At 30.8% G+C, this 15280-nt stretch carries 10 protein-coding genes; 8 read left to right on the forward strand and 2 right to left on the reverse strand.

All coding sequences use genetic code 11. The annotated features are described in order from the left end of the window. The 8 genes from ACMFBB_RS08965 (at position 1) to ACMFBB_RS09000 (ending at position 12235) form a co-directional block, all read left to right on the forward strand. Positions 1 to 318, forward strand: a complete 318-nt coding sequence (locus ACMFBB_RS08965; RefSeq protein ID WP_435264061.1) for an FtsB family cell division protein — start codon at positions 1 to 3, stop codon at positions 316 to 318. Next, positions 318 to 1667: a methylmalonyl-CoA mutase subunit beta gene (locus tag ACMFBB_RS08970; RefSeq protein ID WP_435264062.1), complete on the forward strand. Its 1350-nt coding sequence runs from the start codon at positions 318 to 320 to the stop codon at positions 1665 to 1667. Before ACMFBB_RS08965 ends, ACMFBB_RS08970 begins: the two co-directional genes overlap by 1 nt. Next, entirely contained in the window at positions 1660 to 3723 is a 2064-nt protein-coding gene (gene scpA, locus ACMFBB_RS08975) for a methylmalonyl-CoA mutase (RefSeq protein WP_435264063.1), read from the forward strand. The genes ACMFBB_RS08970 and scpA overlap by 8 nt, the downstream gene beginning before the upstream one ends. An 815-nt stretch (positions 3724 to 4538) precedes the next feature. After that, on the forward strand, positions 4539 to 5417 hold the full coding sequence (locus ACMFBB_RS08980) for a phosphatidylserine decarboxylase (protein ID WP_435264064.1): 879 nt from the start codon (positions 4539 to 4541) through the stop codon (positions 5415 to 5417). 108 nt (positions 5418 to 5525) lie between these two features. Then, positions 5526 to 8675, forward strand: a complete 3150-nt coding sequence (gene ccsA / locus ACMFBB_RS08985) for a cytochrome c biogenesis protein CcsA (protein ID WP_435264065.1) — start codon at positions 5526 to 5528, stop codon at positions 8673 to 8675. 57 nt (positions 8676 to 8732) lie between these two features. After that, positions 8733 to 9248: a DUF2892 domain-containing protein gene (locus ACMFBB_RS08990; protein WP_435264066.1), complete on the forward strand. Its 516-nt coding sequence runs from the start codon at positions 8733 to 8735 to the stop codon at positions 9246 to 9248. Positions 9249 to 9335: 87 nt separating this feature from the next. Next, on the forward strand, positions 9336 to 11243 hold the full coding sequence (locus ACMFBB_RS08995; RefSeq protein ID WP_435264067.1) for a polysaccharide biosynthesis protein: 1908 nt from the start codon (positions 9336 to 9338) through the stop codon (positions 11241 to 11243). A 143-nt stretch (positions 11244 to 11386) separates the two neighbouring features. After that, positions 11387 to 12235, forward strand: a complete 849-nt coding sequence (locus tag ACMFBB_RS09000; protein WP_435264068.1) for an N-acetylglucosamine kinase — start codon at positions 11387 to 11389, stop codon at positions 12233 to 12235. Here ACMFBB_RS09000 and ACMFBB_RS09005 read toward each other — a convergent pair. Next, positions 12232 to 13491 carry a UDP-N-acetylmuramoyl-tripeptide--D-alanyl-D-alanine ligase gene (locus ACMFBB_RS09005; protein WP_435264069.1) on the reverse strand — a complete coding sequence of 420 codons (1260 nt, stop codon included), beginning with the start codon at positions 13489 to 13491 and terminating at the stop codon, positions 12232 to 12234. The genes ACMFBB_RS09000 and ACMFBB_RS09005 overlap by 4 nt on opposite strands. A gap of 68 nt (positions 13492 to 13559) precedes the next feature. Continuing rightward, on the reverse strand, positions 13560 to 15272 hold the full coding sequence (gene gldJ / locus ACMFBB_RS09010; protein ID WP_435264070.1) for a gliding motility lipoprotein GldJ: 1713 nt from the start codon (positions 15270 to 15272) through the stop codon (positions 13560 to 13562). Positions 15273 to 15280: the final 8 nt, after the last annotated feature.

Raw genomic sequence — 15280 nt, forward strand, 5'->3', positions numbered from 1 at the left:
ATGAATTTAAAATCACTAAAAAATAAACCTCCATTTAAAATTATAACGAATATCTATATTCTTATATTAACTGTCTTTATAATATGGATGCTTTTTTTAGATGAAAATTCGTACCTTACCCATAGAGAATTTAATGAAGAAATTAAAGAACTCGAGACATGGATCGACTATCACAAACAAAAAATTGCAATAGATAAAGAGACCATAGAAAAGCTAAAAGACTCTTTAGAACTTGAGCGATATGCACGTGAAAAATACCTTATGAAAAAAGAAAACGAAGATTTATATATTATTGAATTTGATACTATAAAAAAATAATGGATAATTATTTATTTAACGAATTTCAAGAAGTAACACCTCAAGCTTGGAAAACTAAAATACAAGTAGATTTAAAGGGCGCAGACTATAACGATACTTTATTATGGAAAACTAATGAAGGAATCACAGTAAAGCCTTTTTACTCAAAAGAGGATAGACATCACCAAAACATCTCTCTACCTAAAACAGAATTTAATATTTGTCAGTCAATCATTGTAAAAGACGAAAAAGAAGCTAACTCTATTGCAATTGACAGTTTAAAAAGAGGAGCTAACAGCATTGAATTCATTGTATATGAAGATTTCAACTTCAAAACACTCCTAACCAATATTAACTTTAAAAACACAATAGTTTATTTAAAATTTAAATTCTTAGCATCAAAATTAATTTCAGATATATCAAAGTTTGCCAATTCTGAAAATTGCTATTTCAACGTTGATATTATAGGCAATATAGCTAGTACAGGAAACTGGTATAAAAATAAAAATGATGATTTTAAAGAAATAGAGTCCATTATAAAAAACACCAGGAATTCAATTTGTGTAAACACCTCAATCTATCAAAACTCAGGTGCAACAATCATTCAACAGCTTGCTTACACTTTAGCACACGCTAACGAATACCTTAACTATCTTGGAAAAGAAGTCGCCAATAAAATTCACTTTAATTTTTCTACTGGAAGTAATTATTTTTTTGAAATTGCCAAAACTAGAGCTTTTAGAATATTATGGGACTCCCTTTTAAAGGAATACGATATAGAAAAAACAACAACACATATTTTTTCACAACCTAGCCTGCGAAATAAAACCCTATATGACTATAATGTAAATATGCTTCGCACCACCTCAGAATGCATGAGTGCCGTATTAGGCGGGGTAAACACTATTACTAATTTTTCTTATGACAAACTATTTCATAAACCAAATGAATTTGGTGAACGAATATCAAGAAATCAATTGTTAATACTAAAAGAAGAGTGTGAATTAATAAAAGCTCAAAACATTGCTGATGGCGCCTACTACATAGAATCATTAACAAACCAGTTAGCACAACAGGCATTAGACATTTTTAAACAAATAGAAAATGGTGGCGGATTTCTAAATCAACTAAAAGAAGGAGTCATTCAACGTAAAATAATTGAATCTTCTCAAAAAGAGCAAGAACAATTTGATAACGGCTCATTAGTTTTACTAGGTACCAATAAAATTCAAAATGAAAAAGACAAAATGAAGGAAGAGATTGAAATTACCCCCTTCATGAAAAAGCGTAATGAAAAAACATTAATACAACCAATAATCCAAAAAAGACTAGCTGAAAAACTAGAACAAGCACGTTTAGAAAATGAGTAGAAAAGATATATCAAATATTAAAATAGCTCAAGATAAAACTTCAGAAGTCATTAACTATAAACATGAAAGTTTTGTTGCAGGTATAGCCCCTAACCTAAGAGGTCCCTACTCAACTATGTATGTTAGAAGACCTTGGACTATTCGCCAATATGCAGGTTTCTCAACAGCCGAAGAAAGTAATGCTTTTTATCGAAGAAATTTAGCAGCAGGTCAAAAAGGACTTTCTGTAGCATTTGACTTAGCAACACATCGTGGTTATGATTCTGATCATGAACGTGTGCAAGGTGATGTAGGAAAAGCTGGAGTAGCCATTGATTCTGTTGAAGATATGAAAGTGTTATTTAATCAAATTCCCTTGGATAAAATGTCTGTTTCAATGACAATGAACGGAGCTGTTTTACCTATACTCGCCTTCTATATTGTTGCTGCTGAAGAACAAGGTGTTGCTCCTGAATTACTATCTGGAACTATTCAAAACGATATATTAAAAGAGTTCATGGTTAGAAATACTTATATCTATCCACCAACTCCTTCCATGATAATAATTGCTGATATATTTAAATATACCAGTGAAAAGATGCCTAAATTCAACTCAATTTCAATTTCAGGGTACCACATGCAAGAAGCTGGGGCTACTGCTGATATTGAATTAGCTTACACATTAGCCGATGGACTAGAATACATAAAAAAAGGATTAGAAGCTGGAATGGACATCGACACATTCGCTCCTCGTCTTTCTTTTTTCTGGGCTATCGGAATGAATCATTTTATGGAGATAGCAAAAATGAGAGCAGGCAGAATGCTGTGGGCTAAAATTGTAAAACAGTTCAATCCTAAAAACCCAAAATCATTAGCATTAAGAACCCACTGTCAAACAAGCGGCTGGAGTTTAACCGAACAAGACCCTTTCAACAATGTAGCCAGAACAACTATTGAAGCCATGGCTGCTGCTTTCGGTGGAACGCAAAGTTTACATACTAATGCACTAGATGAGGCAATTGCCCTACCCACTGATTTTTCTGCAAGAATTGCTAGAAATACTCAAATATACTTACAACAAGAAACAAACATTACAAAAACAGTTGACCCTTGGGCTGGAAGCTATCATGTAGAAAATCTTACCGAAGAAATCGCTAATAAAGCCTGGAAATTAATGCAAGAAGTTGAAGAACTTGGAGGAATGACCAAAGCGATTGAAAAAGGAATCCCAAAAATGCGTATTGAAGAAGCTGCTGCAAAAAAACAAGCAAAAATTGATAGTAATCAAGATGTTATTGTAGGAGTAAACAAATATCAATTAGAAGAGGAAGACCCGCTACACATATTAGAAGTTGATAACGAAGCTGTAAGACAGTCGCAAATAGAACGCTTAAATAATTTAAAAGAAAACAGAGATCATAAAGCTGTAAAAGAATCGTTAAAAAACTTAACTGAATGCTCAAATACTGGTATCGGAAACCTATTAGATCTCGCAGTTAAAGCAGCAAGAAACAGAGCTACATTAGGCGAAATATCAAACGCGATGGAAAGTGTTTTTGGCCGTCATAAAGCAGTTCATAAAACCATATCTGGCGTGTATAGTAAGGAAATAAAAGATGATAAACTTTTTCTAAAAGCAACTAAACTAGCTGATGATTTCGCAAAACTAGAAGGGCGTAGACCAAGAATTATGATTGCCAAGCTAGGACAAGACGGTCATGATCGGGGCGCTAAAGTTGTTGCTACAGGATATGCAGATCTTGGTTTTGATGTTGACATAGGACCGCTTTTTCAAACACCTATAGAAGCTACAAAACAAGCCATTGAAAATGATGTTCACATTTTAGGAATATCATCATTAGCCGCTGGTCATAAAACATTGGTACCACAAGTAATTGCTGAATTAAAAAAATACGGTCGAGAAGATATTATGGTTATTGTAGGTGGAGTAATTCCTGCTCAAGATTACGAGTTCTTATTTGAAGCCGGAGCTGTCGGCGTTTTTGGCCCAGGTACCAAAATTGCTCAAGCAGCTATAGAAATGCTAACCATACTTATTGACAGCACAGAAGAATAAAAACATACTAACAGCCTCCTTTATTCAATACTAATTAAAAAAGGAGGCTGACACATTATTAAACAACACTTAACCTATTAGTAAATTATTTCTAGGAGAGAATCTCCTCTATTTTAAACATCTTTTTATCTAACTTACTTTCACTAAAAGTACATTATAAATAAAATTAAATTTTAATGTATTCGGATTTTATATCCTTACTAAAAAAACAGCTTCAATTACCTAACCTTTACTGTTTTCAGTAATAATTATTAAATTATCGTTTCTCTTCTTTGGAAAGATAATAAAACTAAAAAAAAACACCACTACTAAACAAGCTACTCATTATACCAATGCCTCACAAGGCTCATCATCCAAGTAACAATATATAACTAGACACAAACTTCTCAAATGTATTTTAAATATGACGACAGGCTATTGAAAACTTACCAAGAAGACTTAGATACTGTTAAGCCTATTTATGGCATTACTGAAAGGGAAGGTAAATCAATCAATTCAGAAGATGTTTTTTATAGTCAATTTGGTCTCTTAAAAGAGTTATTTCGTTACATAAAATCCAGTACAATTCTAAAAGACAAAATACTTATTTATGCCTCCAGACTGGAAACCATCACCTTCTATTTCAACACAAGCTAACACCAAAAATAATTCAATTTAAACCAAATAGATAAGCATAACAAACCATCTTTTTTATTTTAACAAAAGGAAAAACAAAATATATAGTGTTTTTATACTCTTGTTTTCTAAATTTGTGTTTTAATCTTTTCGGCTTATGGCTTTTTAAAGCCTAATACCGTTTTAATAATTTTCTTCAGATGAAAATTCAGTATATTGATAGAAAAACAGGAGACATTCATACAGAAACTCCTCCTGGCGAAACTTTTTTAAAGTTACTATACAACAACCCATTTGGTAAAATAGCTCTATTACCACTAGTGAAGCGAAAGTTTTTATCTTCTTGGTATGGTAAACTTATGACTAAGCCAAATTCTATCAACAAAATAAAAGGGTTTGTAAAAGAATTAAATATAAACATGGAGGAGGCCGAAAAATCTATAGAAGACTTTACTTCATTTAATGACTTTTTCTACAGAAGACTTAAAACAAGCGCCAGACCTATCGAAGAAGGTTTTATCTCTCCTGGAGACGGTAAAATGTTAGCTTTCGAAAACATAGCTGACGTGCATAAATTCTTTATTAAAGGAAGAAAATTTACCTTAGAAGAATTTTTGGGAGATAAAGAACTTGCTAAAGAGCATCAACGATCTTCACTTATTATCTTACGATTAGCTCCTAACGACTATCATCGATATCATTTTCCGTATACTGGGACTCCGTCAGAAATGACCAAAATAAAAGGAGATTATTTTTCTGTTTCTCCTTATGCTTTAGCTTCCAACTTTACCAAAGTATTTTGTGAAAACAAACGCGAATATTGCATTCTATCAACCAAAGAAAAAGGAAATATCATTGTAGCTCCTGTTGGCGCAACTATGGTAGGGAGTATTATAAAAACCTACCAATCCGACATTAAGATTCAGAAAGGAGATGAAATGGGATATTTTGCATTTGGTGGGTCAACCATTGTATTGTTAGTCAACAAAGACAAATTAAAAATAGATAAAGACATTTTGAAAAACACTAAAAATCGTATTGAAACATTTGTTAAAATGGGAGAGCAAATAGGCAAGTAACTCTTTAAAACTTTAACAAAATATCTGTTCTAAAAATGATTCAAATCATAATGTTTTTCTGTCATTAATGCGTAAATTTGCTAAGTTTTACACTTATCAGATTTACAGATGAAGAAAATCTTAAATATTCTCTATTCTACACGTTTAACGGCTGTGTTATTTTTCCTTTTTGCTATAGCCATGGCAGTTGCTACTTTTATTGAAAATGATTTTGGAACACAAACATCAAAAGCACTTGTTTATAACACTTGGTGGTTTGAGGTCATTATGATCTTTTTTGTAATTAATTTTTTGGGAAATATTTTTAGGTATCGTTTATACAAGAAAGAAAAATGGCCAGTGTTATTATTCCACCTTGCTTTTTTATTTATTATAATCGGTGCTGGTGTTACTCGTTATATTAGTTATGAAGGAATTATGATTATCGATGAAGGGGAATCTACAGATGTTTTCTATTCTGAAACAAATTATTTAAATGTAATTATTGATAATAATGAATTTCAAAAAGCGACAGCTAATAAACTATTACTTTCAGCTTGGGGTAAAAACTCCGCTAGTTTTACAGAGGTATTTCAACCTCAAAAAAATAAAAAGCAAGATGAAATAAAGTTCAATCTGGTAAATTATATTCCTTGGTCTGAAAATAAGTTAGTTTTAGATGAAAATGGAACAGAACATCTATTCCTAGTAGAAAGCTCTAGTGGTAGTAGACATGAACATTATATCAAGAAAGGAACAATACAAAATATTCATAATATTTTAGTTGGTTTCGATGCTCCTAACAACAATGCGTCTATCAATTTTTTTTATGAGGATGACAACTTAAAAATAACCTCAAAAAGCGATGGGAATTGGTTACGAATGACTGATCAAAAACGTGGTAAAATTGTTAAAGATAGTGCTCAACACTTTCAATTATTAACATTACACACAATTAACGGAATGCAATTTGTTGTTCCGAAATCACCTGAAAAAGGAGAAATAAAAACCGTTAGTGGAGAAAAAGACCCAAAAAAATACGACACAGTTACTTTTGATATATCTGTTAATGGAGAAACAGAAAGAATAAATTTTTATGGAGGCCAATACAATGTTGATAATCAAGAAAACTTTAGTATTGGCGGATTGAACTTTAGAGCATGGTATGGTGCAAAACAATTACAAACTCCTTTTAAAGTTAAATTAAACGACTTTCAATTAGAGAAATATCCAGGGTCAGAAAGTGCAGCTGCCTATGGTAGTGAAATAACTGTTATTGCCCCTAAAGAAACTTTTGATTTTAGAATTTTTATGAATCACATTTTAAACTATAAAGGATATAAATTTTTTCAATCAAGCTATAAAATTGATGGTGACAAAGAACAAACGCACTTATCTGTCAATCATGATTTCTGGGGAACTTGGATTTCTTATATCGGATACTTTTTATTGTTTTTTGGTTTAATTGTTTCTTTATTTTATAAGAAAACTCGTTTTGATTTCTTAAAAGGTTCTCTAAAAAAGATTCAAAAGAAAAAACTTACACTACTAGTTATTCTTATTTTTCTTTTGACAAACACAGTAAAGGCTCAACAGCATAATCAACATAAAAAACTTTCTGATCAACAAATAGATAGTATTTTATTGGCAAACAAAGTTGATGAAAAACATGCTAATTCTTTTAGTAAATTAGTTATACAGGACGCCGGCGGGAGAATGAAACCTGCACATACCTTTGCTTCTGAATTGGTAAGAAAAGTTGCACAAACGGAGAACTTTAAAAACATGACGCCAAGTCAAGTATTGTTATCTATCGCTGAAAATCCAAGACTTTGGTTTGAAGTACCAGTAATCTATCTGGCAAAATCCGACAATAAAGATATACGTGAAGTTTTAAACCTACCAGAAGACGCTCAGTATGCAAGATTATCAGATTTTGTAACGGCAACTGGAGAATACAAAATTAAAAGTGCTGTTGAGGAAGCACAAAAGACTAAAATTCAAAATAAATTCCAAACAGATCTAATAAAAATTGATAGGCGTGTTGGTTTATTATATGGTGCAATTGGTGGTGGTATTTTAAAAATCTATCCAATTCCAGATGATGAAAACGATAAATGGGTTTCGCAACCAGAAACTTTACATTCAGGCTTTAAAGGAACCGATTCAGTTTTTGTTCGTCAATCTTTACCTGTATACCTAAGATTATTACAAGCTTCAAAAAAATCTGGAAATTATTCTGAAACCAATAAAGTTTTAGATGGAATTAAAAAGTTTCAAAAAAAGTACGGAGCAAAGGTTATTCCTTCAGAAAGTAAAGTAGATTTAGAAATTATTTACAATAAAATCAATATTTTTCAAAAACTATCAAGATACTACGCACTTGTTGGTATTTTACTAGTTTTATTTGTGATTTTACAAATCTTTTACAATAAATCAAAAATCTTAAATTATATAACAAAAGGACTAATTGGTTTAGCCATCTTATTATTTATTTCTCATGTTCTTGGTTTAGGTATGCGCTGGTACATCAGTGGAAATGCGCCTTGGAGTAACGCTTATGAAAGTTTAATTTTCGTTGCATTTGCGACCATGCTATTTGGTTTAATACTAGGTAGAAAATCTTCATTAACCATAGGGGCTAGTACATTTTTAGTTGCCGTAATTCTAATGTTCGCGGGTCAAAACTGGATAGACCCAGAAATTGCTAATTTACAACCAGTATTAAATTCTTGGTGGTTATTAGTTCATACTTCTATAATTGTATCAGCTTATGGTCCTTTTGGATTAGGGATGATTATAGGTATTGTTACCTTATTTTTAATGGTATTTACCAACAATGAAAACAAAAAGAAAATGGACTTACACATTAAAGAATTAACTATAATTAATGAAATGGCCATAACTGTTGGTCTTATATTATTTACTATCGGAAACTTTTTAGGTGGCATGTGGGCAAATGAAAGCTGGGGGCGTTATTGGGGTTGGAATCCAAAAGAAACTTGGGCTTTAATATCTATTATGGTATATGCTTTTGTATTACACATGCGTTTGATACCGGGTTTACGTGGGAGATTCACCTTTAACTTATGGTCTATTATTGCATTTTATTCAGTTATGATGACTTATATGGGGGTAAACTTCTACCTTTCCGGATTACATTCATATGCTAGTGGAGACAAAGTAATTACACCAACATCAGTATATTATTCAATAGCTTTTGTTTCTTTATTAGGAACTTTTGCATGGTTTAAAAATCAAAAATTTTACAAGAAGTAAAAACATTTTCATAAAAAATGTACTTTTGCTCATCATTAAAAAGAATTATATTCAATTATGTTTAATAAAAACATCAAATTAGTTTTAGCTGCTTTAATAACGATATGGTCTGTATATGAGTTTACTCAAGGACACATTATGAATGGAATTTCTATACTACTATTAGCAGGTATATTTATTTTATTCTATTTTAAAAACGAATTTATTTTATTAGCTTTTTTACAATTACGTAAACAAAATTTTAAAGGAGCTAAGAAGTGGTTAACTTATATTAAAAACCCTTCCACTGCATTAATTCAAAAACAAGAGGGATATTATAATTATCTTCATGGCATTATGCTTTCTCAAACCAACATTACGCAAGCTGAGAAATTCTTAAAAAAAGCTGTTAAATTAGGTTTAGCTATGGATCACGATTTAGCCATGGCCAAATTACAATTAGCAGGAATAGCCATGACCAAAAGACGCAAACGTGAAGCTACAAATTTAATGGCCGAAGCAAAAAAACTGGATAAACATGGGATGCTAAAAGAACAAATGCAAATGATGAAGCAACAGATGAAAAAAATCTAATAACTTCTATACATACAACACTCATATCCCCCTTAAAAAGTATTAAATAATAATTTGTAATTTCGTTGAGTATTCTAAAATATAGCAATGATTAAAAATATATTTCTTAAAATTATAGATAAGTACGCCTCTAAGTGGATTGTTTTAGTGATTGATATTATTTTAATATGTATCTCATTTATACTAGCATATACAGTTCGTTTTAATGCTACTCTAAACTTCGATTTAGATAGTTTATACACACAACTCCCATTCATTGCATGTATCGCTCTTATTAGCTTTCTTGCAGTAGGATCTTATAGAGGAATCATTAGGCATACTGGAACAAGAGATGCTTTTAATGTTTTTGTTGGTGTAACATTGCTTTCAATGATTACTATTTGTACTATTTTAATAAACAATACTTTTAAAATAGTTCCAAATTTTACAATCCCAAAAGCAATCATTATAATTCATTATTTAATTTCTATTTTAATTTTAATAGTTAGTCGATATGTATTTAAGGCATTTTTTGAAATAATATCTTCTGAGCTTGATGATATCACAAATGTATTAATATATGGTGCCGGAGATTCCGCTCTAATAACTTACGGTGCTTTAAACAGAGATACAAAAAACAACTACCAAGTTGTTGGATTTATTGATGACGACCCAAAAAAGCAAGGAAAAAAAATAAACAGAATAAAAATTTACGAAAAAGGAAATATTAACAGTGAGTTTATCAAGAAAAAAGAAATTGATGAGATCATTATTTCTATTCAAAATATAAAATCAGAAAAACTACTTTATTTAACTGATAAGTTACTTCAATTAGAGGTAAAAGTTAAAATCGTGCCTCCATTAACTAAATGGATAGACGGAGACCTAGAAGCAAATCAAATTAAGCAAGTTAAAATTGAAGACCTTCTAGACAGAAAACCAATTTCAATAGATAACCCAATAGTAAAGAGGGAGGTTAACAATAAAGTTATTCTTGTTACTGGTGCCGCTGGTTCAATAGGATCAGAAATTTCAAGACAACTTAGTGCTTATAATAACTACAAACACCTTATTTTGATAGATCAAGCAGAATCTGCACTGTATGACCTTCAGCAAGAATTAATTCAAAAAAATAAGGGAAACTTTACAGCAATTGTTGGTGATGTAAGAGATGAAATAAGAATGTCTGATATTTTTGAAACTTATACCCCCAATAAAGTATTTCATGCAGCTGCGTACAAACATGTTCCTTTAATGGAAATGAGTCCATATGAAGCTGTAAAAATTAATATTGCAGGCACAAAAATAATTGCTGATTTATCAATTAAATATAATGTTGAACGCTTTGTGATGGTTTCTACAGATAAAGCTGTAAACCCTACCAATGTAATGGGAGCAACAAAGCGTGTTGCCGAAATGTATATTAGTTGCTTAAGTAATTTAACTAACCACACAACAAAATTTACAACAACACGTTTTGGTAATGTTTTAGGGTCAAACGGCTCGGTTATTCCTTTATTTAAAAAACAAATAGAAAATGGAGGACCTATAACAGTAACACATAAAGAGATTACTCGTTACTTTATGACAATCCCTGAAGCTTGTTGTTTAGTACTTGAAGCTGGGACCATGGGTAATGGAGGTGAAATTTACATTTTTGACATGGGTAAATCAGTTAAAATATATGACATAGCAAAACGTATGATTCACTTATCGGGATTACGTTTCCCTGATGATATAGACATAAAAATAAACGGATTACGTCCTGGAGAAAAACTGTATGAAGAGTTATTAGCTAATGGAGAGAACACCTCACCTACCTATCATGAAAAAATTATGATTGCCAAAAATCAAAATATTGACCATACTTCGATACAACAAAAAATTATCGAATTATGCATTTCAAATAGTGTACGTAATAATAAAAAGACAGTACAATTAATAAAAACTATTGTTCCTGAGTACATCTCAAAGAATTCGATTTATGAGAAATTAGATTCTAGAATAAAAAATTAGTAAATGAGTATTTCTCTAAATATCAATAAATATTGTAGCTAAAAATTTTGTAAAACTCAATAAAAAGAAAATTAACAATAAATAACAATCAGCTAAATAAAAGCGATAACAAAAAATAATCTAAGTTTTAAAAAAAATTACATATGATTTTAATTGCTGATGGTGGATCAACAAAAGTTGATTGGGCTTGTATAGATCTCAATAAAAATGAAGTTTTTAGAACTCAAACTCAAGGTCTAAATCCTAATCTTGTATCAGCAAACGAATTACAATTGAGAATAAAAAGTTCTAAAAAATTAAATAACCATACGAAATATATCCAACAGCTATATTTCTATGGTGCAGGTTGCGGAACTGAGACTCCTAAAGTTGATTTAACTAAAGTTTTAAGTGCTATTTTCGAAAAAGCTACAATAACAGTACACGAAGACATATTAGGAGCTGTATACGCCTCTGCTGGCAAACAAGAAGCAATTGTTTCTATATTAGGAACTGGTTCAAATAGCTGTTACTTTGATGGATTAAAAACTGAATATTTAGCTCCTTCACTCGGGTATTCCATCATGGATGAAGCTAGTGGTAATTACTTTGGGAAAAAATTACTTAGAGATTTTTTTTACAAAAAGATGCCTCAGGATATCTCAAAGAAATTTTCTCTAAATTTTAATCTTAACCCTGATGAAATTAAACTAAACTTATACAAAAAAGAAAACCCTAATATGTATTTGGCTACATTTGCTAAATTTCTAATAGAAAACAAAAATGAAAAATATGTAAAAAAACTTGTTAACAAAAGGCTTACAAAGTTTTTTAATCTACACATAATACCTTTCAATAAAAGCGATACAATTCCTTTGTATTTTATTGGGTCAATTGCTTATTTTTTTCAAGATATTTTACACAAAATAGCTTTGAAAAACAACATGACTATTAAAAACATTATTCAAAGACCTATTGATGGACTAATTAACTATCACAAGGAAAATATTTAGAATAAATCTATCACCCTTTCTAATGCCATTCCTCTTGAACCCTTAATAAAAACAGTACCTCCTACAGTGAAATTTTCACTTAGAATAAATTCTTTTAAATCAGAAAAAGTTTTGAATTTATTAAGAGAAGTTTTTACACTATAAAAATTTTCACCAACTAAAATTGATGTATCAAAATTAAAAGCCTCAACTTTATCTGCAATTAATTGATGCTCTTTTAAACTAGTATTTCCGAGCTCAAACATATCTCCTAAAACTACTATTTTTTTATCTGCTACCAACTCATAAAAACTATCTAAGGCAAAACCCATGCTAGTTGGATTAGCATTGTAGGCATCTAATATAAATTTAACACCATTTTTATTTATTATCTGAGATCTATTATTTGAAGGAACATAGTTTTCTAACCCTTGCTTTATTTTTGAATTGGAAATTTTAAAAATTTTCCCAATAGTTATCGCGGCAGAAATATTAGAAAAATTATATTTTCCAATTAAATTACTTTTAATAACAACCTCTTGAAATTTTAAATTTACATAGGGTTCAGCTTTCAAAAGATTAATAGAACTATCAAACAAAATTCGAATGATAGTAGTTGTTTTATTTAATTGTATATTATCGTTAGGATTAACAATCGCTATCTTTTTATTATCTTTTAAAAAGTCATACAGTTCTGATTTGGCTTTGATAACTCCCTCTACAGAACCGAAACCTTCTAAATGAGCTTTTCCAAAATTAGTAATATAACCATAATCAGGCCTACAAATTTCAGACAAGAAAGCAATTTCTTTAGGATTATTCGCCCCCATCTCAACAACACCTATCTGTGTATTCAAATCCATTGAAAGTAATGTTAACGGGACACCTATATGATTATTTAGATTACCTATAGTAGCAGTAACATTATATTTTTCATTAAGTACAGCAGTAATTAATTCTTTAGTCGTTGTTTTACCGTTGCTTCCTGTTAACCCCACTATTGGTATATTTAGCTGTTTTCTATGAAAACGGGATAGTTCTTGTAATGTTTCTAAAACATCATTAACTAAAAGTATAGAAGTATTTGTTTGGTACTTCTTTTCATCGACAATTGCATAAGCGGCTCCTTTACTTAATGCTTCTTCAGCAAATTTATTTCCATTAAAATTCTCTCCTTTTAAAGCAAAAAAAATGGCTCCTTTTCTTATTAACCTAGTATCAGTATCTACTAAAAAATTTTTAGTATACAGTTTATATAACTCTTTGATGGTGTTCATGAACTAAAAATAGTAAACCTCATTGAAATCAATGAGGTTTACTTACTTAATATTTTAAAAAAAATTGATTATTTATTTTTGTACCTAGGGGTTGCTGTTTTCTTTTTATTCATCATCATTGGTCCCATTTTGTCAGTAGCACACCTAAATCCTATATAATTTGTAGCCATATATTCTGGAAAATACCTTCTTTGAGCCGGATCTAACCAATACTCTCTGTCAGCCCATGAACCACCTTTGAAAACTCTAGATTTATCACTAATTAAAGTTGTTCTTCTTTTTGAATCGTATTTAAAATTATTAACAACTCTACCTAAAGAATCTTTCTCTTCTTCCGGCTTAGTAGGCGAATTATACATTCTAGGAGCGTTTGCTAATTGATCTTTGTCTAAATTATAGTCTTTAGATGAAGCTTGATCTCCATCACCTAAATTAGAATTATCTGCTAAATTATAATTCCTCCTCATGTACGTATCTTCTTTAGTTATAGGAATATACTTAACACTACCTGGTAAATCTTTTGGTATTATTCTTCCATTTTCTAAAGTATCATATTCTACCTCTCCTAATTCGTCTCCAACGATAACTACTTTACCATCTTCGTTGATTAATTTTTTAGTAAATATATTACCTCTAAAATAATTAAAATCATTTGCCTCTGCATCAATTATTGGCCTGTAAACATCAGAAACCCATTCAGCCACATTCCCAGACATATCGTATAATCCAAAAGCATTTGGAGGATAACTTCTTACAGCGTTAGGTATATCAGAACCATCACTACTCCAACCAGCAATTCCACTATAATTACCTTTACCTTGTTTAAAGTTAGCTAATTGATCACCTCTTTGTCTTTTGTTTCGATCTCTAGTATACTTTCCATTCCAGGCGTATTTTTTTCTACCTCTTATATTGTTGTATTCTCTGTTTTCAAAAATAGCTTTTGCAGCATATTCCCATTCAACTTCGGTTGGTAAACGGAATTTTTGTGCTAAAATACCATCAGTAGAAGTTACTTGCCTACCAGAAAACGCTCCTTTTGCTGGTTTTGGATCTCCTTTTTTCCTTGGTACTGGTAATCCTTTCTTGTATATAGTTGAGTCTCCATCAAATAATGCATAAGGATTTGTTAAGTAGGTATCAGTATCGAAATTATTTTTCCCTTTAAAAGATAAAGAGTCTTCTTTAAAAATATTTTTGATAATACCTTTATCCATCAAGATTTTTAAGTTAACAGCATTTGTACGCCATTTACAATATTTATTTGCTTGAATCCAGCTAACACCAACTACAGGATATTCTGCATAAGATGGATGTCTTAAATAGCTCTCAGACAATAAATTTGTATTCCCTAGCCCTTTTCTCCAAACTAGTGTATCGGGTGTTATAGAAGAATAAATATGTTTATATTGAGCTTCCTCAGGAGGGAAAATATCTTTGGTATACTGCATAAACAACCCATATTCAGAATTTGTTACCTCGGTTTCATCCATATAAAATGAGCGCACATGCATCTGTCTTGGTGTAGTATTCCAATCAAACATCACATCATCTTGTACTAATCCCATAGTAAAGGTACCACCTTCTATATGAACCATTCCTGGAGGTGCATTGTTTCCTTCTTTGTACTTTCCTTTAAGGTAACCACCATAATTAGGATCATTAAAGTTCCATCCAGTTAGGGAAGACTGACCTGAACCACCACCTCTTCTACTACTACAAGAGGTAATAAATAATCCAATGATTAGTAATAAACTAAATAATTTTAACGTACTTTTCATGTATTTTT

The organism is Tenacibaculum sp. nBUS_03 (genome assembly GCF_051201695.1).
GTDB lineage: Bacteria > Bacteroidota > Bacteroidia > Flavobacteriales > Flavobacteriaceae > Polaribacter.

Coding starts and splice junctions, on each gene's coding strand:
- ACMFBB_RS08965 (WP_435264061.1), top strand. CDS start 1: ATGAATTTAAAATCACTAAAAAATAAACCTCCATTTAAAATTATAACG.
- ACMFBB_RS08970 (WP_435264062.1), top strand. CDS start 318: ATGGATAATTATTTATTTAACGAATTTCAAGAAGTAACACCTCAAGCT.
- scpA (WP_435264063.1), top strand. CDS start 1,660: ATGAGTAGAAAAGATATATCAAATATTAAAATAGCTCAAGATAAAACT.
- ACMFBB_RS08980 (WP_435264064.1), top strand. CDS start 4,539: ATGAAAATTCAGTATATTGATAGAAAAACAGGAGACATTCATACAGAA.
- ccsA (WP_435264065.1), top strand. CDS start 5,526: ATGAAGAAAATCTTAAATATTCTCTATTCTACACGTTTAACGGCTGTG.
- ACMFBB_RS08990 (WP_435264066.1), top strand. CDS start 8,733: ATGTTTAATAAAAACATCAAATTAGTTTTAGCTGCTTTAATAACGATA.
- ACMFBB_RS08995 (WP_435264067.1), top strand. CDS start 9,336: ATGATTAAAAATATATTTCTTAAAATTATAGATAAGTACGCCTCTAAG.
- ACMFBB_RS09000 (WP_435264068.1), top strand. CDS start 11,387: ATGATTTTAATTGCTGATGGTGGATCAACAAAAGTTGATTGGGCTTGT.
- ACMFBB_RS09005 (WP_435264069.1), bottom strand. CDS start 13,491: ATGAACACCATCAAAGAGTTATATAAACTGTATACTAAAAATTTTTTA.
- gldJ (WP_435264070.1), bottom strand. CDS start 15,272: ATGAAAAGTACGTTAAAATTATTTAGTTTATTACTAATCATTGGATTA.